Source organism: Sulfitobacter sp. UBA1132 (assembly GCF_002311545.1).
Lineage (GTDB): Bacteria > Pseudomonadota > Alphaproteobacteria > Rhodobacterales > Rhodobacteraceae > Sulfitobacter > Sulfitobacter pontiacus.
Genome location: NZ_DCAN01000004.1, coordinates 355,043 through 375,523, shown reverse-complemented (window position 1 = coordinate 375,523; position 20,481 = coordinate 355,043). Strand labels below are relative to the sequence as shown.

Below are 20,481 nucleotides of genomic sequence, written 5' to 3'. Positions count from 1 at the left end.
CTTGTTGATCACTGGCCGCTATTGGTGCGGTCCGATTATCTGCGGGGTTTACCCCTTGATCACATAAGGCGGGTCCAGCGGGTATTCGTCAAGGTTGGGGCTGGTGCCGATGCGGTCCACCACGGCGAAAAGCCCGGGCTCTGCCAAAGGGGTAAGCACGCCGTGCCATGTCCCGCGGTGAAAGTTCACGCCCTGATGCGGTGCCGTCAAGAACGCCAGCGGTGTGCCGGGGGTATCGCCCGCGTCAGGTGCGACGATCACGAGAAACGACGCGCCCGTCAGCGGCAGGAAGGCTTGCGACCCTTCGGGGTGCCGTTCAAGCAGGTCCAACTGGTACGGCAGACGACGGGCCTGCGCGTTAAAGATGCTGATGCCCGCGCGACCGTCGGGTCCGAAATCCAGCCTTGCCAGATCATGGTGCCGCCCACACAACCCCGCGTTGATAATCCGGTCCGGCGCGCCCGACGCGTCCAGCACTTCACCGAAAGGGGCGAAGGCATCTGCGGTCAGGGGCTGAACGGTGATCTCGCGCGGGCTCATAGCGACAGCGGCATGTGGCGGTTCACATCCTTATACAGCAGATAGCGGAAGGGTTCCTGCCCCGTTGCGATACAGGCCTGCGGACAGAAAGCACGCAGCCACATGAAATCGCCCGCTTCGACCGGCACCCAGTCGCGGTTCAGCAAATAATCTGCCGTGCCCTGAATGACGTATAGCCCGTGTTCCATCACATGGGTCTCTGCGAAAGGGATGCGCCCGCCCGGTTGGAAGGTCACGATATTGACGTGCATATCGTGGCGCAGATCGTTGGGGTCCGCGAAACGCTGGGTCGCCCAAGCGCCATCAGTATCGGGCATGGCAATCGGCGCGACTTCGTCGTCATGGGTCACGAATGCCTCTGGCGCATCCATGCCCTCCACGGGCACATAGCGCTTGCGCACCCAGTGCAAGCCGCAAGGCGTATCGCCGGTGTTCCAAAGCGTCCATTTGGCAGCGGGCGGAATATAGGCGTAAGACCCTGCCACCAGATCATACCCCTGCCCGTCCAGCGTCAACCGCGCGCGGCCTGTGGCCACAAACAAGACCGCTTGCGCCTGCGCGTCCGGTTCGGGTGTGTCGCTGCCACCCTTGGGGGCAAGCTCTACCGCGTATTGCGCGAAGGTTTCGGCAAATCCGGTCAGCGGCCGCGCCAGCACCCAAGCGCGTGTGTTCACCCATCCGGGCAGCAAGCTGGTCACGATGTCCCGCTGCACCGAGGCAGGGATCACCGCGTAGGCGTCCGTGAACACAGCCGTGCTTTCAGGAGAGACAGTCTGGTCCGGCAGACCGCCGGGGGGGAAGGCATAGGTCATAGCATATCCTCTAGCCGCAACCGTGCGATCCGTTCGACCTGCGCGCATGCGGTGGTAAATTCATCTTCGGTTGCGTTGGCGATGCGGGTCTCGAACTGGCGCAGGATGCCGTCCTTGTCGTGATCCTTCACCGCGATGATAAAGGGAAACCCGTGTTTCGCGACATATTGGCTGTTCAACGTCTCAAAGCGGGCGCGCTCGGCATCGGTCAAGGCGTCCAGCCCGGCGCTGGCCTGTTCTTGCGTGCTTTCCGTGGTCAGCCGTTTGGCCGCCGCTAGCTTGCCCGCCAGATCGGGGTGCGCGGTCAGCACGCCCAAGCGTTCCGCCCGCGTCGCCGACCGGAACATCCGTGCCAAAGCATTATGTATCCCCGCGAGAGAATTATGTGCGGGCCCTAGTTCAAGCTCATAGGCGCGTTCGGCGATCCACGCTGAGTGTTCGAACACCCCGCTGAATTTCGCGACAAAGCTGGCGCGGTCCATCTGGTCCAGACGCAGGCGCGGCTGAGGCGGATGGGTGACCCGCCAATGCTCTGCGATGTCGATGCGGCGCGGCGTCCAGACGCCTTCGAACCCTTTGATGTAGTCGATAAAGCGTTTCAGCGCCTGTATCCGTCCGGGCCGCCCGATCAGACGGCAATGCAGCCCGACCGACATCATCTTGGCCTGCCCGGCGCTGCCTTCGGCATAAAGCGCGTCGAAGGTATCGCGCAGATAGGCGTAGAACTGATCGCCCGAGTTAAAGCCCTGCGGCGTGGCAAAACGCATATCGTTGCAATCGAGCGTATAGGGGATAATCAGCTGGTCGCGCCCCGCTACCTCCGCCCAATAGGGCAGATCATCGTCGTATGTATCCGAGATATAGTCGAAGGCCCCCGTCTCTGCCGCCAGCGCGACCGTGTTCACAGAGCTGCGCCCCGTGTACCAGCCACGCGGCGCTGTGCCGACGACCTCGCGGTGCAGGCGGATCGCCTCGTCCATATCGGCGCTTTCGACCTCGGCGGTGTGATCCTTATAGTCGATCCATTTCAGCCCGTGGCTTGCGATTTCCCAATCGGCCTGGGTCATCGCCTCTACCTGCTGCGGGGACCGCGCCAAGGCGGTGGCGACGCCATAAACGGTAACAGGGATATCGGCACCCGTGAACAGGCGGTGCAACCGCCAAAAGCCCGCCCGCGCGCCGTAGTCATAGATGGATTCCATGTTCCAGTGACGTTGCCCCGGCCAAGGGGCGGCCCCGACGATCTCGGACAAGAAGGCCTCTGACGCGGCATCCCCGTGAAGCAGACAGTTCTCGCCGCCTTCTTCATAGTTCAGCACGAATTGCACCGCGATCCGCGCGCCGCCCGGCCATTGTGCATCAGGCGGTGTGGGGCCGTAGCCGTGAAAATCACGAGGGTAGCGTGTCATGGGATCGTCCTTTGGTCAGCGCCTGCGCGCGCGGGGAAACCGCGCGCTGCGGGCCGTTGTTTTCGTCAACCAACGGTTTTCTGGCACTGATTTTTCGCAATGTACAGCCAGCCAACCCTTCCCGAAAGGTCGGCCGGCTGCCAGATCGGCTCGAGTGGCCCTGCTCTCTTATAGCGAAAGTTCTAAGGCGCTGGCCGGCCTGAAACTCAAACACATGCGGGGGGCATATCGGGCGGGAAAGTGAGTGGAAGGGGCCGCTCTTGCTGCGCTATGCAACACGAGTCCTGTCGGCCCCTGCCCAATGATCGCCGCACCACGTGCGACTTGCCCGATCATAAGAATTCTGTCCCCCAGAATACATACTCGGATTGTATGGGTCGCTGGCAGGCAACACCTCCGATTGAATGTTGTGTACCATATAGGCGCAGGATGATTCGCGGCTCAAGCAAAAACGATTCGGTAGGCGAATTATTTTTCGCCATCGCCCGAATCACCGCCTCTTTCAGCGCGGACGCGCCCCGAAAGCCGCCCATCAATCCGCCATTGACCTAGCCCGACACCCGCCTATCGTAAGGGTCAAACGGATCAGGAAAGACCCCACCCATGGCAAACGGCTATTTGACGACGCATGTTCTGGACACCGCACGCGGCCGCCCCGCAGGCGGACTGGAAATCACGCTTTACCGGATCGAGGGGGCGAACCGCATGAAGCTGGTGCAAATGACCACTAATGCTGACGGTCGCACCGACACGCCGATCTTGCCCAAGGGCCAGTTTGCGGCTGGCACCTACGAGTTGGTGTTCGAAGCCGGGGCCTATCTTGATGCCATCGGAGCGGAGCCCGAAGCACCGCGGTTCCTGGACCAGATCCCCCTGCGCTTTGGCATTTCGGATGCGGATGCGCATTATCACGTGCCCCTTTTGCTATCGCCGTTCGGCTATTCAACCTATCGCGGCAGCTGAACGCCGCTGGCGGATGTGACGTGAGGGCGCGATGCTTGCATTGCGCCGTTGCCCCGTGGCACATTGCCTGTCTGATCAGACAGGAAAGCGCCCATGTCCACGCATGTATATGACCCGACCGAACTGGCCCAAAGCCACCTGCCACAGGTGACGGAACCCCGCAATCCGGGGATGCCGCTGGATATGGATTGGGTGCGCGCCGTGCAGGTGAACTCCTCTGCGGTGGAGCGCCGCGCCGCGGGTTTGCCCGCGCGCCGTTCCGTGAAGAAAGAGTATCAGGCCGCGTGGCTGCTGCGCGCCGTCAGCTGCATCGACCTGACCACGCTGTCGGGGGATGATACCGCCCGCCGTGTCGAGCGGCTTTGTGCGAAGGCACGTCAACCGATTGCGCCCGCGCTGCTGGACGCGCTTGGCATGTCGCAGATCACCGTGGGCGCGGTCTGTGTCTACCACGAGATGATCGCCCCCGCCAAAGCAGCACTGCAGGGCACAGGCATCCCGATTGCAGCCGTCTCGACAGGATTTCCCGCCGGTCTCTCCCCGTTCGAGCTGCGTCTGCGCGAGATCGAGATGAGCGTCGCCGCCGGAGCCGCCGAGATCGACATCGTTATTTCACGCCGCCATGTGCTGTCAGGCGACTGGCAGGCGCTGTATGATGAAATGCGTGCCTTCCGCGCCGCTTGTGGCGATGCGCATGTCAAGGCGATCCTCGCGACCGGAGAGTTGGGCAGCCTGCGCAACGTCGCGCGTGCCTCGCTGATCTGCATGATGGCGGGTGCTGACTTCATCAAGACCTCCACCGGTAAGGAAAGCGTCAATGCGACCCTGCCCGTGACCCTCGTGATGATCCGCGCGATCCGCGACTATTTCGACCGCACCGGCTTCCGCGTTGGCTACAAGCCCGCGGGCGGGATATCGAAGGCAAAGGACGCGCTGGTCTATCTGGCCATGATGAAAGAGGAATTGGGCGACCGCTGGTTGCAGCCCGACCTCTTCCGTTTCGGGGCCTCGTCGCTGTTGGGCGACATCGAACGTCAGCTCGACCACCATGTGTCGGGCAGCTATTCCGCAAGCCATCGTCACGCCATCAGCTGAGCCGCGTGAAACCAATGTCGGATTTGAGTATTTTGAAAAGGGTGAACCCATGAGCGTGTCCGAAATCTATGAAACCATGGACTATGGGACGGCACCGGAAAATGCCGCTGACGCACTGGCGTGGCTGGTCGATCAGGGCAGCCGTTTCGGGCATTTCATCGACGGCGCGTTCACCGAGGCGCGGGATGATTTCGAAAGCCGCAATCCCGCCAATGGCAATGTGCTGGCAACGTTGACGCAGGCCAGCCAGGCAGAGGTCGACACCGCGGTTGCCGCGGCGCGCAAGGCACAGCCCAAATGGGCCAAGCTGGGCGGTCACGGACGGGCGCGGTTCCTTTATGCGCTGGCGCGGTTGCTGCAGAAACACAGCCGGTTGTTCGCCGTGCTGGAAACGCTGGACAACGGCAAACCCATCCGCGAGGCGCGCGATGTGGATGTGCCCTTGGCACAGCGGCATTTCTATTATCACGCGGGCATGGCCCAGTTGATGGAGTCCGAGCTACCCGACGCAGAAGCGCTTGGCGTATGCGGGCAGATCATCCCGTGGAACTTCCCGCTGCTGATGCTGGCGTGGAAGGTGGCCCCTGCTTTGGCGATGGGGAATACGGTGGTATTGAAACCGGCGGAGTATACGTCGCTGACCGCGCTGCTGTTTGCCGATATCTGTGTGCAGGCAGGCCTGCCCAAGGGTGTCGTGAATATTGTCACCGGTGACGGTGCCGTGGGCGAGATGATCGTGCAGGCTGAGGTAGACAAGATCGCCTTTACCGGATCGACCCCTGTGGGGCGGCGCATCCGCGAGGCGACCGCCGGAAGCGGCAAGGCGCTGACGCTCGAACTGGGGGGCAAGTCGCCCTATATCGTGTTCGACGATGCGGATCTGGATTCAGCTGTCGAGGGGCTGGTGGATGCGATCTGGTTCAATCAGGGGCAGGTCTGCTGTGCAGGCTCGCGCCTGCTGGTGCATGAGCCCGTGGCGGATCGGTTCTATGCCAAGCTGCGGGCGCGGATGGCGAAGCTGCGGGTCGGTGATCCGCTGGACAAATCCGTGGATGTGGGCGCCCTGGTGGACCCGGTTCAGGTGCAGCGCGTGAGCGAAATGGTCGCCGCCAACACCAGTGGCGAGGTGTTTACCGCGGGCGATATCCCCGCGACCGGATGCTATTATCCGCCCACATTGATCACCGGCATGAACCCTGCCGATCCCTTGATGCAGGACGAGATCTTTGGCCCCGTGCTGGTATCCACCACCTTCCGCACCCCTGCCGAGGCGGTCGAGCTGGCCAATAACACCCGCTACGGGCTGGCGGCGACGGTCTGGTCCGAGAATATCAACCTCGCGCTGGATATCGCGCCCAAGCTGGTATCGGGCATCGTCTGGGTGAACGGCACCAATATGATGGATGCGGCGGCGGGCTTTGGCGGTGTGCGCGAAAGCGGCTTTGGCCGCGAAGGCGGCTGGGAAGGGCTGGCGGCCTATACCCGTCCGAAAACCACGCAAAAACTGTTGAAAGAGATCACGGCCTTTTCCGGCAGCGGCACGCCAGCGGACCCGATCGACCGGACAGCCAAGCTTTATATCGGCGGCAAGCAAAGCCGCCCTGACAGCGGCTATTCCGCTCCGGTCTGGGGCAAGTCCGGCGATCTGCTGGGCCATGTCTCGCTCGCGTCGCGCAAGGATGTACGCAATGCCGTGGAAGCGGCTCATGCCGCAAAGGGGTGGAGCAAGACCACCGGTCATCTGCGCGCGCAAATCCTGTATTACGTCGCTGAAAATCTGGCGGCACGCGGGGATGAATTCGCGCGGCGTCTGGATGCGATGCAGGGCACTAAATCCGGCAAATCCGAAGTCGATCTCGCGGTCAAACGTCTGTTCACCTATGCGGCCTGGGCCGACAAGTATGATGGGCAGGTGCATGGCGTGCCGATCCGCGGCGTGGCGCTTGCCATGAAGGAACCTGTGGGCGTGATCGGCGCGCTTTGCCCGGCGGAGGCACCGTTGCTGGGGCTGATCTCTTGCATGGCACCGGCGATTGCGATGGGGAACCGGATCATTTTGTCCGCCAGCGGCCCCTTCCCGCTTGCTGCGACGGATTTCGTGCAGGTGCTTGAAACCTCTGACGTGCCGGCGGGTGTGGTGAATATCCTGACCGGGCCGCAGAAGGACACCGCCGAAACACTGGCCCGGCATATGGACGTGGATGCGGTCTGGAGCTTTGGCGACAAGGCGCGAAGCGAAACCGTGGAGCGGGCCAGCGCGCAAAACCTGAAGCGCACATGGGTCAACAACGGCATGGCCCGCGACTGGGATGGCACAGAGGGTGAAGGCAAAGCGTTCTTGCACGCCGCGACCGAGGTCAAGAATATCTGGATCCCTTACGGCGAATAACCTGCCGATGTCCTGAAACGAAAACGGGCGCTGAGAAGCGCCCGTTTTTTTGTGCCCGGTCCTGTGTTGAAGGCAGCGGTCAGTCGCTCTCCTGCGCCGTGGCCTCGATCCCTTCGGGTTGGCCGACAACAACAAAGGCCAGCCCGTCAGGGTCCAGCAGGTCGTCGGCAACACGTTTCACATCGTCCAGCGTCACCGCCTCGACCTTGTCGTTGCGCGTGGCGATATAGTCGATGGGCAGGTCGATCATCTGCATCCCCACAAGGATGCTCGCGATGGTCTGGTTGCCGTCAAAACGCAGCGGGTAGGAGCCTGTGATATAGGTCTTGGCATCGTCCAACTCTTGCTGGGTCACGCCCTCGGCCGCGGCTTTGGCCCATTCGTCCTTGATCACATCCATCGCCTGCCCGATCCGGTCGTTCGCCGAACTGACCGATCCTTGCCATGTTTCAGCCAGATCCATCGGCACCAGATAGGAATAGACGCCATAGGTCAGCCCGCGTTTCTCGCGCACTTCGGTCATCAGACGGCTTTCAAACGAGCCACCGCCAAGCACTTGGTTCAACACGGTCGCGGCAAAGAAATCATCATCCTTCTGGGAAATGCCCTTTTGCGCAAAAATCGCGACAGATTGGGGCGTCGGGAAATCGACGACCGTGGTGCCCGACGGGATGGAGACCTCGGCCTGTGGGGGCAGCGGTGCACCGGTTTCAGGCAGATCGCCCAACAGTTCGTCAAGCATCAGGCCCAGCTCTTCTGGCGTGATGTCCCCCACCGCACCGATGAAGATACGGTCGCGCGCCAGCACAGCCTTATGTGCCGCGACAAGGTCATCGCGTGTCAGGGCGGTCACCGTTTCTTCGGTCCCGCTGAGCGGCGAGCCGTAGGGGTGATCGCCATACAGCAGCTCGTCCATCTTTTTACGCGCGATATCGTTCGGGTCTTTCGCGCTGGAGCGGATCCCCGAAAGCACCTGCCCGCGCACCCGTTCAATCGCATCCGGGTCAAACCGAGGCGTTTGCAACGCCTGTTTCAACAGCGCGATCGACGCGTCCTGATTTTCGGTGAGAAACCGCGAGGATACGGAGAGCGCGTCGTCATCCACGCTGAACCGAAAGCTGCTGGCCAGCCCTTCGGCGGCACGGGCGAAATCGCGTGCGCCCATGTCACCGGCCCCCTCTTCCAGCAGGCCCGTCATCAGGTTGATTGCGCCGCGTTTTTCGGGGGCATCCAGCGATGCACCGCCGCGAAAGCGCACATCAAGTGCGACGAAGGGGATCGAATGTTCCTCTACCAGCCACGCGGTGATGCCACCGGGGGAAGTCACCTCTTGGATGTCCACATCGGCCCGGGCGGGCAGCGCGGTCAGAACCGTCAGGACGATTGCGTAAAACAGTCTCATTCCGTCACCTCTTCGCGCATCAGCCACCCTGTGACAGAGGCTTCGCGGTTAAACACATCTTTGGCGGCCTGCATGATGTCTTCGGCTGTCACGGCCTCAAGCACATCCGGCCAGTCCTGCACGTCTTGCACGGTCAACCCGATGGCAAGGGCGCTGCCATAGCGGTTGGCGACGCTGTCGGCGTTATCGCGGGCATAGATTTGTTCGGCACGGACCTGTTGCTTGATCCGTTCAAGTTGCTCGGCATCCACCCCGTCTTTCATGAAACCCGCGATGGCGGCGTCCATTGCATCTTCGGCGTCCTGCAAGGACACGCCCGGTTGCGGCACGACGACAAGGTTAAAAGTCGTATCGTCCAGCGATTGACCGCTATAGAACGCCGCTGAATAGGTCGCGACAGGCGCGTCAAACTGCAGCTTTTCGGCGAAATACGATGTAGTGCCACCGCCCAGCAGTTCGGCCAACATGGTCAGGGCCGCTGCGGTTTTCTGGTCGCCGGGATCCCGTTCCTGCGCCAGATAGGACCGGCTGACGTATTCCTGTGCAACGCGGTCATCGCGAAAGATCAGGCGACGTTCGGCGGTCTGTGGCGGCTCTTGCGTCCGCGATCGGTCGGGCAGATCCGGATTGGCGGGGATCTTGCCGTAATATTGTTCTGTCAGGGTGCGAACGTTTTCAGGCTCTACATCCCCAGACACGACAAGGATCGCGTTGTTGGGGGAGTAATACAGCTTGTAGAAATCCAGCGCATCCTGCAGGTCCAGCGAGCGCATCTCGTGCATCCATCCGATGATCGGCGTGCCGTAGCGGTGGTTGAGGTATTGCGCGGCATTAAGCTGTTCACGGAACAGCGCGCTCGGGTCATTTTCGGTGCGCTGGTTGCGTTCTTCGATAATCACATCCCGTTCGGTCGCGATGTTTTCCGGTGTCAGGCGGATGTTTTTCATCCGGTCGGATTCCATCTGCATCATCAGTTCAAGCCGGTCTGCGGCAACCCGTTGGAAATAGGCGGTATAATCATAACTGGTGAAGGCGTTATCGCGCCCGCCATTCTTGGCAACTGTGGCTGAAAACTCGCCCGACTCCATTTTGTCGGTGGCTTTGAAAAGCAGGTGTTCCAGAAAATGCGCCACGCCCGACGACCCTTTGGGTTCGTCCGCCGAGCCAGCGCGGTACCACACCATCTGCTGCACAGCGGGGGCGCGGTGGTCTTCGACGACCACGACCTCCATCCCGTTGTCCAAGGTGAAATGCGTGACGTCTTCGTTGTCACGCGCAAGCGCGGCTGTGGTGGGCAGCGCAAGCGCCAATAGGGCCCCGAGGGCCGGTAATCTGATCATGGTCGGTCCTTTGAGCAGGGTCCTGAGACCTCTTACTTACGCCACCCCACGGGGTGATCAAGGGACCTAACAGAATTGTAATTCGGCCAGCGTCACTCTGCCGGAGGGGCGGAGGGCGTGCGTGCACCGGCCCGACGCCAGCGCGCGGCCTCGCGGGGGGCATCCAGGATCTGGCGTTTGTAGGCTTGGTCGTAGCGATCTGTCGGCACGATCTTGATCTGCGTGAACCGCGCCTTGCGCTTGCGGAACGCAGCATCGGTTTCGGCAAGTTCCTGACGGATGTTCGCCGACACGCCCATGCGGCTGGCCTGTTGCACCAGCGCGGCGTCCGAGGCGGGGATGCCTGTTGCATTGCTTTGCGGTGTGCCGCCAAAGGCCAGAACCCCTTCGGCAACCGCGTTGCGGTCCGTCAGGTTCGCCTGCCCCGGCGTTGGCACGGGCAGCGCGTTATAGCTGTCAGGCTGCTGCAGGGGTTTGGAGGGCTGGACCATGAATTCGTCAGGCCCTTTCGCAGTGCTGCGAATGTCCCGCAGGCCAGTGTTGCCGCAGGCCCCAAGGGCAAGCGGTAGCAAGACAAGAGCGGCGACAAAGCGCATGACGGATCTCCTTAAGGACTTGTTAAGGTCTTTGTACCAATATCGCAGTCACGCGGTAATTGTCACTGGCCTTTTTTCTGGGCCTTTTTCGGTGTGGCTTTCGCCGGTTTTTTGGTGTCGCCGGTAAAGTAAATCAGCCCCAAAGCGCCCGCAAAAATGAAGACATCGGCAATGTTGAACACGAAAGGATTATTGATCCCGCAACAAGACATGTTCAAGAAATCAAGCACATAGCCGTAGATCAGGCGATCAACCACATTGGCCAACGCCCCCCCGATCAGCAGACCTGCGCTGATATTGGCCCAAAGGCTCATGGTTTGGCGGCTTGCCCAGATCAGCACGCCCACGCAGATTGCACAGGCCAGCCCGATGAGGATCCAACGACTTGCGTCGGACCCATCACCGAAAAGGCCAAAGTTGATCCCGCGGTTCTCGCCGTAGCGAAAGTTGATCAGCGGCGGCAATACGTCGATGGACCGGATACGGCTAAGCTCCATCGTATGCACGACAAGATACTTGCTGAGCTGATCCGCAAGAAACGCCGCAAAACCGGCCCAAAAAATACTACGCATAACGACCGCTTTCCGTGGTTAGTGGCGGAAGTGGCGCATGCCGGTAAAGACCATGGCAAGCCCGGCCTCATCCGCTGCTGCGATCACTTCGTCATCCCGCATCGACCCGCCGGGCTGGATAAGCGCTGTCGCCCCTGCTTCTGCGGCAGTGATCAACCCGTCAGCAAAGGGGAAGAACGCATCGGAAGCAACGACAGAGCCCTGCGTCAGCGGTGCGGGCAAGCCCATGGCTTCGGCCATATCCTGCGCTTTGCGTGCGGCGATACGCGTGCTGTCGACGCGGCTCATCTGGCCGGCACCGACGCCCACGGTCGCGCCATCCTTGACGTAGATGATTGCGTTGGATTTTACGTGTTTCGCGACGGTCCAGGCGAACATCAGGTCCGACAGCTCTTGATCGGACGGCTGGCGCTTTGTCACGACCTTCAGGTCATCCATGGTGATGCGGCCAACGTCTTTGTCCTGCACCAGATAGCCCCCCGACACCTGACGGAAAGACAACGCCGCCTGTGCCGGATCGGCCAGACCGTTCGTGGTCAGCAAGCGCAGGTTCTTCTTCTTGCCAAAAATCTCCATCGCTTCGGGTGTGGCGTTCGGCGCGATCACGACCTCGGTAAAGATCGCGCTGATCGCCTCGGCTGTTTCGGCGTCAAGCGTCTGGTTCAGCGCGATAATCCCGCCAAAGGCGCTGGTGCGGTCGCAGTCGAACGCGCGGGTATAGGCATCCACCATCGACGTGCCTTGCGCCACGCCGCAGGGGTTGGCGTGCTTGATGATCGCACAGGCAGGCCCTTTGGCCGGATCGAATTCGCTGACCAGCTCGAAGGCCGCATCGGTGTCGTTGATATTGTTATACGACAGTTCTTTACCCTGATGCTGGGTCGCCGTAGCAACACCGGGACGTGCCGAGCCATCGGTGTAGAAGGCCGCTTGCTGGTGGGGGTTCTCACCGTAGCGCAAGGTCTGCGCCAGCGTGCCGCCCACAGTACGACGACGCGGGGTGTCCCCGACCTGCGCGGCCATCCATGTGCCGACAGCCGTGTCATAGGCCGCCGTGCGGGCATAGGCCGTCTGCGCCAAACGCTGGCGCAGCGCATAGGTGGTCTGCCCGCTATTCTCGGACAGTTCGTTAATCACTGTCGCATAATCTTCGACATCGACGATCACATTCACAAAACCGTGGTTCTTCGCGGCAGAGCGGATCATCGCAGGGCCACCGATATCGATATTCTCGATCACCTCGGCATACTCCGCCCCTTTGGCGACGGTTTCTTCAAAGGGATACAGGTTCACCACAACCAGATCGATCGCGCCAATGTCATGTTTGTCCATCGCCGCGACGTGTTCGTCATTGTCACGCAGCGCCAGCAACCCACCGTGCACGACGGGGTGCAGCGTCTTGACCCGACCGTCCATCATCTCGGGGAAGCCGGTGACCTCGGACACATCTTTCACCGTCAGACCTGCGTCGCGCAGCGCCTTGGCGGTGCCGCCGGTGCTCAGCAATTCGACCCCATGCGCCGCGAGCGCCTGCCCCAGCTCGACCAGACCGGTTTTGTCAGATACGGAAAGAAGCGCGCGGGAGACGGGGTGAAGATCAGGCATCGGGGAGGTTCCTTTGGTCAGTCTTGGTCATCATATGGATCGTCGAGCGATAAATCTCGCACGCCAATCGCAGTTTCCTGCGCTTTGGACAAGGACCACCTGACCCTGCTGGCATAGTCGACGACCCGCCCGCTAAGCAGAATTTGCACCGACGCGCGGGGTTTCAGCCGGTTGCGCTCAAGGTAAACGCTTGGTTCCAAAGACAGTTTATGCGTCCCATCATGACGGAACACCCAGATTTCGCCGCTTTTCTGGGCCATGGAAATTGCCGCCCCGCCCAGATCGACGGTGGCATCCACATCCGGGTGCAGGTGGAAACGAATCTCGAACGGGATACCGGCAAGTTTCACCGCATCCATTTCCCGATCAAAGACACGCTTTTCAGCGGGCTCTATCGCGAGCAGCATGTCCTCCCCCGCGAGGCCGCGACCGTCGTGGGTCAGTTCCAGGCTGCGGGCATGGGTCAGGCCAAAGCCCGCGACATAGCCATTATGCGCGCCCTGAAACTGGGTGCCGTCCCCGACGGAGCCGATTTCGACGGGGACATAGGTGGGACATTCGATCAAAGCCTCGGCACCCGTGTGCCGGTCGGGCTCCGCCAGTCGCGCGCTGGAATAGCCGCCAAGCGACAGGCCGGAATGCGACGGTGTCGCACGCCCCGCCCGCCGCCAATCAGCACCAAATGAATCGCCCGGCCCGCAGTTCACGACCAAAGGCCGCCGCCCGCTGGTCAGTTCGAACGCAAGCGTAGAGGCATGGGCATTGAACGATGCGGCCCCGCCGGGGGGCGGGCTGGCGTCGACGATCACACTGGTGCGCCCTGCGGACAGGCGCGCATACCCCATCGACAGCCCGTCCGGCTGGCGCGTCTTGATCTTCGCCGTGGCCAGCGCGTGATCCAGCCAGCCTTCGGCCCCGCGCCCGCCGCCATGGAACCGCGCCAGCCCGCCGTCGGAATGCCGCAGGGTGCGCAGGGTGGGCGCGATGCGTTCGATCGCCTCCATATGCGCAGTTGGCGTGCCGCGTCCCGCATCGCTTAGCGCGGCGGCGGCCCATGTCAGAAGGGTAAATGCGTGCAACAGCTCTTCGGGGTTGCGGGTGGGCAGGCCGCCCTGCGCATCGATCTGCGCCTCGCATTCGCGGGCCAGTGCCTTGATCGCCGGATCGGCGCGCGCCTCTTGCCCCTCAAGCGAAAGACCGGCGTAGATCAACCCGGTCAGCGCCTCGAACCGCGCCAATCCCGGGGCTGCGGCATGCCAGCGACGCGACAGGAAATCCGTTTGTTCGACCAACGAGCGATAGAAGACATCGCTTTCGTCTTGCGAGGTGCCACGCAGTACAAACAGCGCGTGGTTGATCCAGCGGATCAGCCGCCGGCCGGTCAGATCAGGGGTCCAGCCGATGCCTCGGCCCTTGCCGTAATGGTCGATCCAGCCCCAAAGCCAACGCTGCGCCGTGCCGCGGGCGCGCACATCGCCAACCGCAGCCAGATCATCCATCCAGGCGAAACCGTGCAGATCACGCGCGAAATCCTGATCCGGCGTGGCGACCTCCCACAGACTTGACGCGTCCGGCGCTTCGATCAGACTGCCGGAAAACAGGAGGTTGCCCGCGATCAGCTGCCGCCCCCGCGCAAAAGACCCGATGGTGCGCGGTTCGGGAGAGGAAACGAATCCCCTCGCTTGGGTACGCGTTTTGGTCGCGGCACGGGCGTGCCACCGGTTTAGAAAACGCGTTTTTCGCGCATTGAAGCTGGTACTTGTCATGCGGCTGCCCTTGTACGCTCTGCTGGCGTTTTGCGGATGTTAGCCGCTGTTGCCACCTGAGTCACCGCATTTTGACACGGGTTTTTGCGGGCGACGCAAATCCGCCCGCGTCAGGTTGGGCCTTTAGGCGTCCTTGCGCAGGCAGGCGATGTAAAACCCGTCCATGCCACCCAGTTCAGGCCAGTAATCGGGGCGCAAACGCAGGCCGCCCTCTTGGGTTGTCCACGCGGGATCAACACCGGGCACAGCCAAAGCGTCGCGGTCCACGCGCATATCCGCATGACGTTCCAACGCCTCGTCGACCTGCACTTCGCCTTCGTCGGGCAGCAGGGAGCAAGTGCAGAAAATCAAGCGTCCCCCGGGGTTGAGCAGGGACCACGCATGGTCGATCATTTCCGACTGCAGCTCGATCAGATCACCGAATTCGGACCCATCCTTGGCGTGGGGCAGATCGGGGTGACGACGGATCGTGCCCGTGGCAGAGCAAGGCGCATCCAGCAGAATCGCGTCAAACGTCCCCTCGAACCGGCGCGCATCGACGACAACGACTTTGGCCGGCAGATGCACCCGTGCAAGGTTTTCCCGAACCCGCTGCATCCGCTGCTTGGAGTTATCGACCGCCGTCACCTGCGCACCTGCGGCGGCAAGCTGCATGGTTTTGCCCCCGGGCGCGGCGCAAAGGTCGAGCACGGCCTCGCCTTTTTGTGGCGCAAGGATTTTAACGGGCAGCGCCGCGGCGGCGTCCTGCACCCACCAATCGCCTTCGGCAAAACCGGGCATGGTGGTGACCTGCCCCGCATCGGCGACGCGCACCGAACCGGTCGGCAAGACGGTGCCGCCCACGGCCGCGGCCAAATTTTCAGGGTCGCGTTTCGCGGTCAGATCCAGCGGCGCACCTGCGAAATGCGCGGCTTCGATACCCGTCATCGCGTCGGGCCCCCAGGCTTCGGTCAGCGGACCCCGCAGCCATTTTGGCAAGCGCGGCGCGCGCAAGGCCTCCCATGCCTCTGGGCCGTCGGCGGCGATTTTGCGCAAAACGGCATTGGTCAGCCCCTTGAGGTGCCCTAGTTTTTTATGCGTTGCCACCAGTTCGACCATCGCATTCACCACGCCGTGGGCCGCGCCGCCCTGACACAGTTCGACGGTGCCGACGCGCAGCGCGTTGCGCACGGTCAGCGGCGGGTATTTCGACAGGTGTTTCTGCAACAGACGGTCGGCGCGTTCCATCCCGCGCAGGGTATCCATCGCCAGACGCTGCGCCCGTGCGCGGTCATCGGGGGGCAGCTTGTCCAACGCCCCCGCCGACAAGAGCTCTGACATCAGACGTTCTTCCCCCAGGATCATATCCAATAGGTACACCGCACTTCTGCGGGCCTGAACGCCGGTGTCTGACATGCGATACGCTTTCTTCTTTGGGGTGCCCGGGTTGTCTGGGCTTGGTTCCGGCGTATATCAAGGGGACAGTGGCCTCAAGAGGATGAGAGTATGACCGAAGCCGGCAAACGCCCCATGCCAAGCCCACCCCATGATCCGACACCCATGCCGGAGCCCGGGCCGGATATTCCGCCAGAACCCACGCCCGATCCGATGCCGATGGTACAAGAGCTTCCCGCCGCCGCGCAGCGCGCGCTGGCGGAGGCCGCCGAACGCCGCAAGGCCGCGCAGGCGCTGGACCTGCCGACGGAGCTTGGGGGCCGCGACGGACCAGAGCCTGTCCGCTATGGCGATTGGGAGAAAAAGGGCATCGCTGTCGATTTTTAAAACACGTGCCCCCTATGCGCTGAATCCCCCATGCGCTGACCCTCCGTCGCGCAGATCAAGATTATGGCCAAGCGCCCTGTGGCGCTTGCAGATAGGCGAGGCTACTTCAACGAAAAGACCGCTGACTGCCCTGCCCCCTTATCCGAGGTAAAGCGGATTTTCCCACCGTTTACAGCGACTTCCTGACAATTGTAGCCAAGGTCGTCATCGCCCCAGATCAGGCTGCGGCAGAAATACCCGCCCTTCCAGACCCATTGGCCCGACACGTCCCACACGGCACCTGTACCCGATATGCCGCCGCTTTCGGTGACGCGCAATTCGACCAGCGGGCGGGTCAGTGTTTTACCCTCCACCACCGAAACGAAATCGCGCTGGCTGTCCAGTTTCTGGAATTCTGCCCAAGCGGCCCCGGTCAGCGCAAAGAACGCCGCGCAGGTCAGTAACGTCAGTTTTTTCATCACACCCTCCAACCAGATTGTTCCCATGAACATACGGGCCAGAGGTTAAGATAGTTTCACCACGGTTAAGTGACAGGGCGGCGGGTGGCGTCAGTCGTTCAGGCCCAGAACGTCCAGCATATCATAGGCTCCGGCACGTTTGCCCTGCCCCCAAACGGCAGCTTTGATGGCACCGCGCGCAAAAACCGCGCGATCCGACGCGATGTGGCGCAAGATGATTCGCTCGCCCGCGGCGGCGAACATCACGTCATGTTCTCCCACAATGTCGCCCCCGCGGATCGCTGTGAACCCGATGTCACCCCGCTTGCGCGCGCCGGTGATCCCGTCACGCCCGCGGTCAGAGACATCCGCCAGCACGACCCCGCGCCCTTCCGCGGCGGCTTCGCCCAGCATCAGCGCAGTGCCCGACGGCGCGTCGACCTTCTGGTTGTGATGCGCCTCTATCACCTCGATATCAAAGTCTTCATCAAGCGCGGCCGCGACACGTTTGGTCAACTGGGTCAAAAGGTTAACGCCCAGGCTCATGTTGCCCGCCCGCACGATCACCGTCTGCGTTGAAGGTCCGTCCAGCGCGCCGATCTGCGCGTCGGTCATACCGGTGGTGCCGATAACATGAACCACACCCGCATCAGCCGCGATCTTGGCGAAGGCGAGTGTCGCTTCCGGAGCGGTGAAATCGATGACCGCCTGCGCGCCTTGCATCGCCTCTGCCGCGTTATCGGTCACGATCACGCCAACAGCAGTGCCGCCCATAGCAACACCGATATCCTGACCGACCCACGCATGTCCGGCACGTTCAACCGCACCCGCCAGATGCACCCTGTCGCTGGCAGAAACCTGCCCAATCAACATCTGGCCCATGCGGCCCGAAGCCCCTGTAATCACTATGCCGGGTGTATCGCTCATGTTATGCTCCTTATTCGGTTCCGGTTTAGCGCGTGGTGATCTGCTTGGCAAAACCTCAGCGAACCCTTAGATGAAGCGCATGGCAAAGAACAAGTTTCATGAGGGCTCAGGCCCGTCGCAACGGCAGCTTCGCGTAGGCGAAACCATTCGTCGCGCCCTATCGGATGTTCTGGCGCGTGGCGATGTCCACGACCCTGAGCTGAACCGGATGTCGATCACCGTGGGCGAAGTACGCGCCTCCCCCGACCTGAAGATCGCGACGGCCTATGTGCTGCCTTTGGGCGGAGACGGTCAGGAAGACGTGCTTAAGCTGCTGGCGCGCAACAAGGGCGAGCTCCGCCGGTTGATGGCGAAGAAGCTGGTCCTGAAATACGCACCGGACCTGCGGTTCCAATTGGACGAAACGTTCGACCGTATGGACGAAACGCGCCGGATGCTGGCGCAGGACGTGGTGCGCCGCGATGCTGACGCCCCCGACCGCGGATCGGAAGACGCGTGAAACGGTTCTGGGCAGCGCTTGGCTTCATGGGCTGGGCCGCCGCGCCCGTCCAGGCCGAAACCTGCGAAACCCTAACCTATAACGGCACCGGCTATACCCTGTGCCACGTCGACCTGACGCAGGACCGGCTTGAGCTGTTCCTTTACGATGCGGACGGCAAACCGCATGGGTATTTCAACACATTGAATACGGCGTTGAAAAAGCGCGGCGCACAGCTGGGCTTTGCGATGAACGCGGGCATGTATCACGATACCCGTGCGCCGGTGGGCTATTACCTTGAGAACGGCAAAGAATATCAGCAGGTGATCAGCAGCGACGGCCCCGGTAACTTTGGCCTGCTGCCCAATGGCGTGCTCTGCCTGCGCGACGGGCGTGCCGATGTGATCGAAACCAAAGCTTTTCTGCGCGACGCCCCCGACTGCCGCAGCGCCACACAATCGGGACCGATGTTGGTGATCGATGGCAAGATGCACCCGCGCTTTCTGAAGGATGGCACCTCGCGCTATATCCGCAACGGCGTTGGCACCAGCGCCGATGGCAAACGCGCGGTTTTTGCCATCTCGAACGAGACGGTGAACTTCTATGATTTCGCGCTGTTGTTCCGGGATCACCTAAAGCTGCCAAATGCGCTTTATTTTGATGGCAATATCTCGAGGATGCGCGCACCCGATCTGGGCCGCAATGACTTGGGCTTTAGCGCGCTTGGCCCTATCATTGGCGTCGTGAAGCCCGACGCGCCGTAGCGCAACAAGAGTTTTCTTGCCTTCGGCGAGGATTTTTCACCATTTGGAAGCCAGAGTCTCTGGGCAATCTTGCCGGACCTTTGATAGGAGGCGGGCAAATCAGTTAAGGGCATTTGATATGGGACGCAGGCGCAAGGGACGGGATATTTCGGGGTGGTTGGTGGTGGACAAACCCGCTGGCCCGACCTCTACGACCGTGGTGAACAAGGTCCGTTGGGCGCTGAACGCGAATAAGGCGGGCCATGCGGGCACCCTTGACCCCGAGGCCACCGGCGTTCTGGCGATCGCGCTTGGCGAGGCGACAAAGACGGTTCCCTTTATCACGGACGCGATGAAAGCCTATGAGTTTACGGTCCGCCTTGGGATCGCGACAAATACCGATGATGCCGAGGGCGAGGTCATTGCAACCTCGGAGCTGCGGCCTGATGACGACGCGATCAAGGATGCTTTGGGCAAATTTATCGGTGACATCCAGCAGGTGCCGCCGCAGTTTTCCGCAGTGAAGATCGACGGCCAGCGCGCCTACAAACTGGCGCGCGACGGTGAAACGATGGAGCTGGCAGCCCGCCCGCTTTTTGTCGAACAGCTACTGCTGGTGGACCGCCCCGATGCCGACCACGTGACGTTGGAGATGGTGTGCGGCAAGGGCGGCTATGTCCGGTCGATTGCGCGCGATCTGGGGCAAGCCTTGGGATGTCTGGGCCATGTGCGCGAATTGCGCCGCATCTGGTCGGGCCCGTTCGAGGCCTCTGAAGGGCTGACGCTGGCGCAGATCGAAGAGATGGCGCGCACAGACGCTTTGGACGCGCATTTGCTGCCGTTAGAGCAAGGGTTGCAGGACCTGCCAGAGGTGAAAGCCACGCCGGAAGGGGCCACTCGTCTGCGCAACGGCAACCCCGGCATGGTGATCGCCCATGACGTTGAATATGGCGACGAGGTCTGGGCGTCGTTTGAGGGCCGCGCCGTTGCTGTTGGGCGTTTCAAGGCGGGCGAATTGCATCCGTCGCGTGTGTTCAACCAGCCCGATTCTGCGTGATCACGCGCAGCCATACCAAGGGCGATGCGCCGTCGACGGCTGTCTATTCGGACTGCGAAAACTACCGCTACAGTCTGACCCGCGTCTGGCACCCCGAGGCGGAGCGGGTGCTGTTCGTCATGCTAAATCCGTCAAAAGCGACGGAAATCGAAAACGACCCAACGGTCGAGCGGTGCGAGCGCCGTGCCCGCGCCTTGGGCTTCGGGGGGTTTCAGGTCACCAATATCTTTGCCTGGCGCGAAACCAGCCCCAAGCTGATGCGTCAGGCCAAAGACCCCGTCGGCCCTGATAACGATATGATTTTGAACGAAGGTATCTTGTGGGCCGATCAGGTGATCGCGGCTTGGGGCACCCATGGCGCACATCTTGGACGGGGTGCGCAGGTGCAAGAACTGCTGTCGCGCAGCCAAACGCCCGTGTACCATTTGGGCCTGTCCAAGGACGGGCATCCCAAGCATCCTTTGTATATCCGCTATGCTCAGGAACCGATTTTCTGGGGCCTTTAGGGCAAGCTTAACTTTCTTGATTCTATGGTGCTGATGCGGCCTTGGGTTTTGAGGCTGTTTCATCTGTATCCCCGCGTGATGCG

At 61.8% G+C, this 20,481-nt stretch carries 20 protein-coding genes; 8 read left to right on the top strand and 12 right to left on the bottom strand.

Annotated features, from left to right (window positions below; translation table 11 throughout):
- Positions 1–48: 48 nt before the first annotated feature.
- From B4F27_RS02715 to puuE, 3 genes are read right to left on the bottom strand one after another with little or no spacing between them, the layout of a single operon-like run.
- Positions 49–540 carry an ureidoglycolate lyase gene (locus B4F27_RS02715; protein WP_286758787.1) on the bottom strand — a complete coding sequence of 164 codons (492 nt, stop codon included), beginning with the start codon at positions 538–540 and terminating at the stop codon, positions 49–51.
- Positions 537–1,352: a bifunctional allantoicase/(S)-ureidoglycine aminohydrolase gene (locus tag B4F27_RS02710; protein WP_286758786.1), complete on the bottom strand. Its 816-nt coding sequence runs from the start codon at positions 1,350–1,352 to the stop codon at positions 537–539. The genes B4F27_RS02715 and B4F27_RS02710 overlap by 4 nt, the downstream gene beginning before the upstream one ends.
- Positions 1,349–2,761 (bottom strand): allantoinase PuuE, encoded by a 1,413-nt coding sequence (gene puuE, locus B4F27_RS02705; protein WP_286758785.1) that lies wholly within the window; start codon positions 2,759–2,761, stop codon positions 1,349–1,351. The genes B4F27_RS02710 and puuE overlap by 4 nt, the downstream gene beginning before the upstream one ends.
- 603 nt (positions 2,762–3,364) lie before the next feature.
- Between puuE and uraH the strand changes: the two genes are divergently transcribed.
- From uraH to B4F27_RS02690, 3 genes are all read left to right on the top strand, one after another.
- On the top strand, positions 3,365–3,724 hold the full coding sequence (gene uraH / locus B4F27_RS02700) for a hydroxyisourate hydrolase (RefSeq protein WP_005850231.1): 360 nt from the start codon (positions 3,365–3,367) through the stop codon (positions 3,722–3,724).
- A 93-nt stretch (positions 3,725–3,817) separates the two neighbouring features.
- The gene (gene deoC, locus B4F27_RS02695; RefSeq protein WP_005850232.1) at positions 3,818–4,819 is read left to right on the top strand and encodes a deoxyribose-phosphate aldolase; all 1,002 of its coding nucleotides are present in this window, start codon (positions 3,818–3,820) and stop codon (positions 4,817–4,819) included.
- A 49-nt stretch (positions 4,820–4,868) separates the two neighbouring features.
- Positions 4,869–7,208 carry an aldehyde dehydrogenase family protein gene (locus B4F27_RS02690; protein ID WP_286758784.1) on the top strand — a complete coding sequence of 780 codons (2,340 nt, stop codon included), beginning with the start codon at positions 4,869–4,871 and terminating at the stop codon, positions 7,206–7,208.
- A 79-nt stretch (positions 7,209–7,287) separates the two neighbouring features.
- Here B4F27_RS02690 and B4F27_RS02685 read toward each other — a convergent pair whose 3' ends face one another.
- The 7 genes from B4F27_RS02685 to B4F27_RS02655 all read right to left on the bottom strand — a co-directional run bounded on the left by B4F27_RS02685 (position 7,288) and on the right by B4F27_RS02655 (position 15,884).
- Complete coding sequence (locus B4F27_RS02685; RefSeq protein ID WP_286758783.1) at positions 7,288–8,610, bottom strand: M16 family metallopeptidase; 1,323 nt, start codon at positions 8,608–8,610, stop codon at positions 7,288–7,290.
- A complete protein-coding gene (locus B4F27_RS02680) occupies positions 8,607–9,950 on the bottom strand; it encodes a M16 family metallopeptidase (protein WP_286758782.1) in 1,344 nt (447 codons plus the stop codon). The genes B4F27_RS02685 and B4F27_RS02680 overlap by 4 nt, the downstream gene beginning before the upstream one ends.
- 92 nt (positions 9,951–10,042) lie before the next feature.
- Positions 10,043–10,546, bottom strand: coding sequence for a DUF3035 domain-containing protein (locus B4F27_RS02675; RefSeq protein WP_286758781.1), 504 nt, complete (start codon positions 10,544–10,546; stop codon positions 10,043–10,045).
- Between the two features lie 62 nt (positions 10,547–10,608).
- Positions 10,609–11,118, bottom strand: a complete 510-nt coding sequence (lspA, locus tag B4F27_RS02670) for a signal peptidase II (protein WP_064217032.1) — start codon at positions 11,116–11,118, stop codon at positions 10,609–10,611.
- 18 nt (positions 11,119–11,136) lie between these two features.
- Positions 11,137–12,723, bottom strand: coding sequence for a bifunctional phosphoribosylaminoimidazolecarboxamide formyltransferase/IMP cyclohydrolase (gene purH, locus B4F27_RS02665; protein WP_286758780.1), 1,587 nt, complete (start codon positions 12,721–12,723; stop codon positions 11,137–11,139).
- A 17-nt stretch (positions 12,724–12,740) separates the two neighbouring features.
- Positions 12,741–14,489 (bottom strand): heparinase II/III family protein, encoded by a 1,749-nt coding sequence (locus tag B4F27_RS02660; RefSeq protein WP_286758779.1) that lies wholly within the window; start codon positions 14,487–14,489, stop codon positions 12,741–12,743.
- A gap of 123 nt (positions 14,490–14,612) precedes the next feature.
- Positions 14,613–15,884, bottom strand: coding sequence for an RsmB/NOP family class I SAM-dependent RNA methyltransferase (locus B4F27_RS02655; RefSeq protein WP_286758778.1), 1,272 nt, complete (start codon positions 15,882–15,884; stop codon positions 14,613–14,615).
- 90 nt (positions 15,885–15,974) lie between these two features.
- On the opposite strand from B4F27_RS02655, the gene B4F27_RS17645 reads away from it, so the two are divergent.
- The gene (locus tag B4F27_RS17645; RefSeq protein ID WP_005850250.1) at positions 15,975–16,250 is read left to right on the top strand and encodes a DUF1674 domain-containing protein; all 276 of its coding nucleotides are present in this window, start codon (positions 15,975–15,977) and stop codon (positions 16,248–16,250) included.
- Between the two features lie 101 nt (positions 16,251–16,351).
- Here B4F27_RS17645 and B4F27_RS02645 read toward each other — a convergent pair whose 3' ends face one another.
- Both B4F27_RS02645 and dapB read right to left on the bottom strand, forming a co-directional pair.
- On the bottom strand, positions 16,352–16,708 hold the full coding sequence (locus B4F27_RS02645) for a dihydrodipicolinate reductase (RefSeq protein WP_235183737.1): 357 nt from the start codon (positions 16,706–16,708) through the stop codon (positions 16,352–16,354).
- Between the two features lie 90 nt (positions 16,709–16,798).
- On the bottom strand, positions 16,799–17,614 hold the full coding sequence (dapB, locus tag B4F27_RS02640; RefSeq protein ID WP_286758777.1) for a 4-hydroxy-tetrahydrodipicolinate reductase: 816 nt from the start codon (positions 17,612–17,614) through the stop codon (positions 16,799–16,801).
- Positions 17,615–17,693: 79 nt separating this feature from the next.
- Between dapB and rbfA the strand changes: the two genes are divergently transcribed.
- The 4 genes from rbfA (at position 17,694) to B4F27_RS02620 (ending at position 20,398) form a co-directional block, all read left to right on the top strand.
- Positions 17,694–18,113 (top strand): 30S ribosome-binding factor RbfA, encoded by a 420-nt coding sequence (gene rbfA, locus B4F27_RS02635; RefSeq protein ID WP_037953962.1) that lies wholly within the window; start codon positions 17,694–17,696, stop codon positions 18,111–18,113.
- Complete coding sequence (locus tag B4F27_RS02630) at positions 18,110–18,856, top strand: phosphodiester glycosidase family protein (protein ID WP_005850259.1); 747 nt, start codon at positions 18,110–18,112, stop codon at positions 18,854–18,856. The genes rbfA and B4F27_RS02630 overlap by 4 nt, the downstream gene beginning before the upstream one ends.
- Before the next feature lie 118 nt (positions 18,857–18,974).
- Positions 18,975–19,892 carry a tRNA pseudouridine(55) synthase TruB gene (gene truB, locus B4F27_RS02625; protein ID WP_286758776.1) on the top strand — a complete coding sequence of 306 codons (918 nt, stop codon included), beginning with the start codon at positions 18,975–18,977 and terminating at the stop codon, positions 19,890–19,892.
- Positions 19,889–20,398 (top strand): DUF1643 domain-containing protein, encoded by a 510-nt coding sequence (locus tag B4F27_RS02620; RefSeq protein ID WP_286758775.1) that lies wholly within the window; start codon positions 19,889–19,891, stop codon positions 20,396–20,398. Before truB ends, B4F27_RS02620 begins: the two co-directional genes overlap by 4 nt.
- Positions 20,399–20,481: the final 83 nt, after the last annotated feature.

Bases quoted from the DNA above. Each gene is read 5' to 3' on its own strand.
- B4F27_RS02660 (WP_286758779.1), bottom strand. From the start codon at position 14,489: ATGACAAGTACCAGCTTCAATGCGCGAAAAACGCGTTTTCTAAACCGG.
- puuE (WP_286758785.1), bottom strand. From the start codon at position 2,761: ATGACACGCTACCCTCGTGATTTTCACGGCTACGGCCCCACACCGCCT.
- B4F27_RS02690 (WP_286758784.1), top strand. From the start codon at position 4,869: ATGAGCGTGTCCGAAATCTATGAAACCATGGACTATGGGACGGCACCG.
- B4F27_RS02685 (WP_286758783.1), bottom strand. From the start codon at position 8,610: ATGAGACTGTTTTACGCAATCGTCCTGACGGTTCTGACCGCGCTGCCC.
- B4F27_RS17645 (WP_005850250.1), top strand. From the start codon at position 15,975: ATGACCGAAGCCGGCAAACGCCCCATGCCAAGCCCACCCCATGATCCG.
- rbfA (WP_037953962.1), top strand. From the start codon at position 17,694: ATGGCAAAGAACAAGTTTCATGAGGGCTCAGGCCCGTCGCAACGGCAG.
- purH (WP_286758780.1), bottom strand. From the start codon at position 12,723: ATGCCTGATCTTCACCCCGTCTCCCGCGCGCTTCTTTCCGTATCTGAC.
- B4F27_RS02645 (WP_235183737.1), bottom strand. From the start codon at position 16,708: ATGAAAAAACTGACGTTACTGACCTGCGCGGCGTTCTTTGCGCTGACC.
- uraH (WP_005850231.1), top strand. From the start codon at position 3,365: ATGGCAAACGGCTATTTGACGACGCATGTTCTGGACACCGCACGCGGC.
- deoC (WP_005850232.1), top strand. From the start codon at position 3,818: ATGTCCACGCATGTATATGACCCGACCGAACTGGCCCAAAGCCACCTG.
- B4F27_RS02675 (WP_286758781.1), bottom strand. From the start codon at position 10,546: ATGCGCTTTGTCGCCGCTCTTGTCTTGCTACCGCTTGCCCTTGGGGCC.
- B4F27_RS02680 (WP_286758782.1), bottom strand. From the start codon at position 9,950: ATGATCAGATTACCGGCCCTCGGGGCCCTATTGGCGCTTGCGCTGCCC.
- B4F27_RS02715 (WP_286758787.1), bottom strand. From the start codon at position 540: ATGAGCCCGCGCGAGATCACCGTTCAGCCCCTGACCGCAGATGCCTTC.
- dapB (WP_286758777.1), bottom strand. From the start codon at position 17,614: ATGAGCGATACACCCGGCATAGTGATTACAGGGGCTTCGGGCCGCATG.
- lspA (WP_064217032.1), bottom strand. From the start codon at position 11,118: ATGCGTAGTATTTTTTGGGCCGGTTTTGCGGCGTTTCTTGCGGATCAG.
- truB (WP_286758776.1), top strand. From the start codon at position 18,975: ATGGGACGCAGGCGCAAGGGACGGGATATTTCGGGGTGGTTGGTGGTG.
- B4F27_RS02655 (WP_286758778.1), bottom strand. From the start codon at position 15,884: ATGTCAGACACCGGCGTTCAGGCCCGCAGAAGTGCGGTGTACCTATTG.
- B4F27_RS02710 (WP_286758786.1), bottom strand. From the start codon at position 1,352: ATGACCTATGCCTTCCCCCCCGGCGGTCTGCCGGACCAGACTGTCTCT.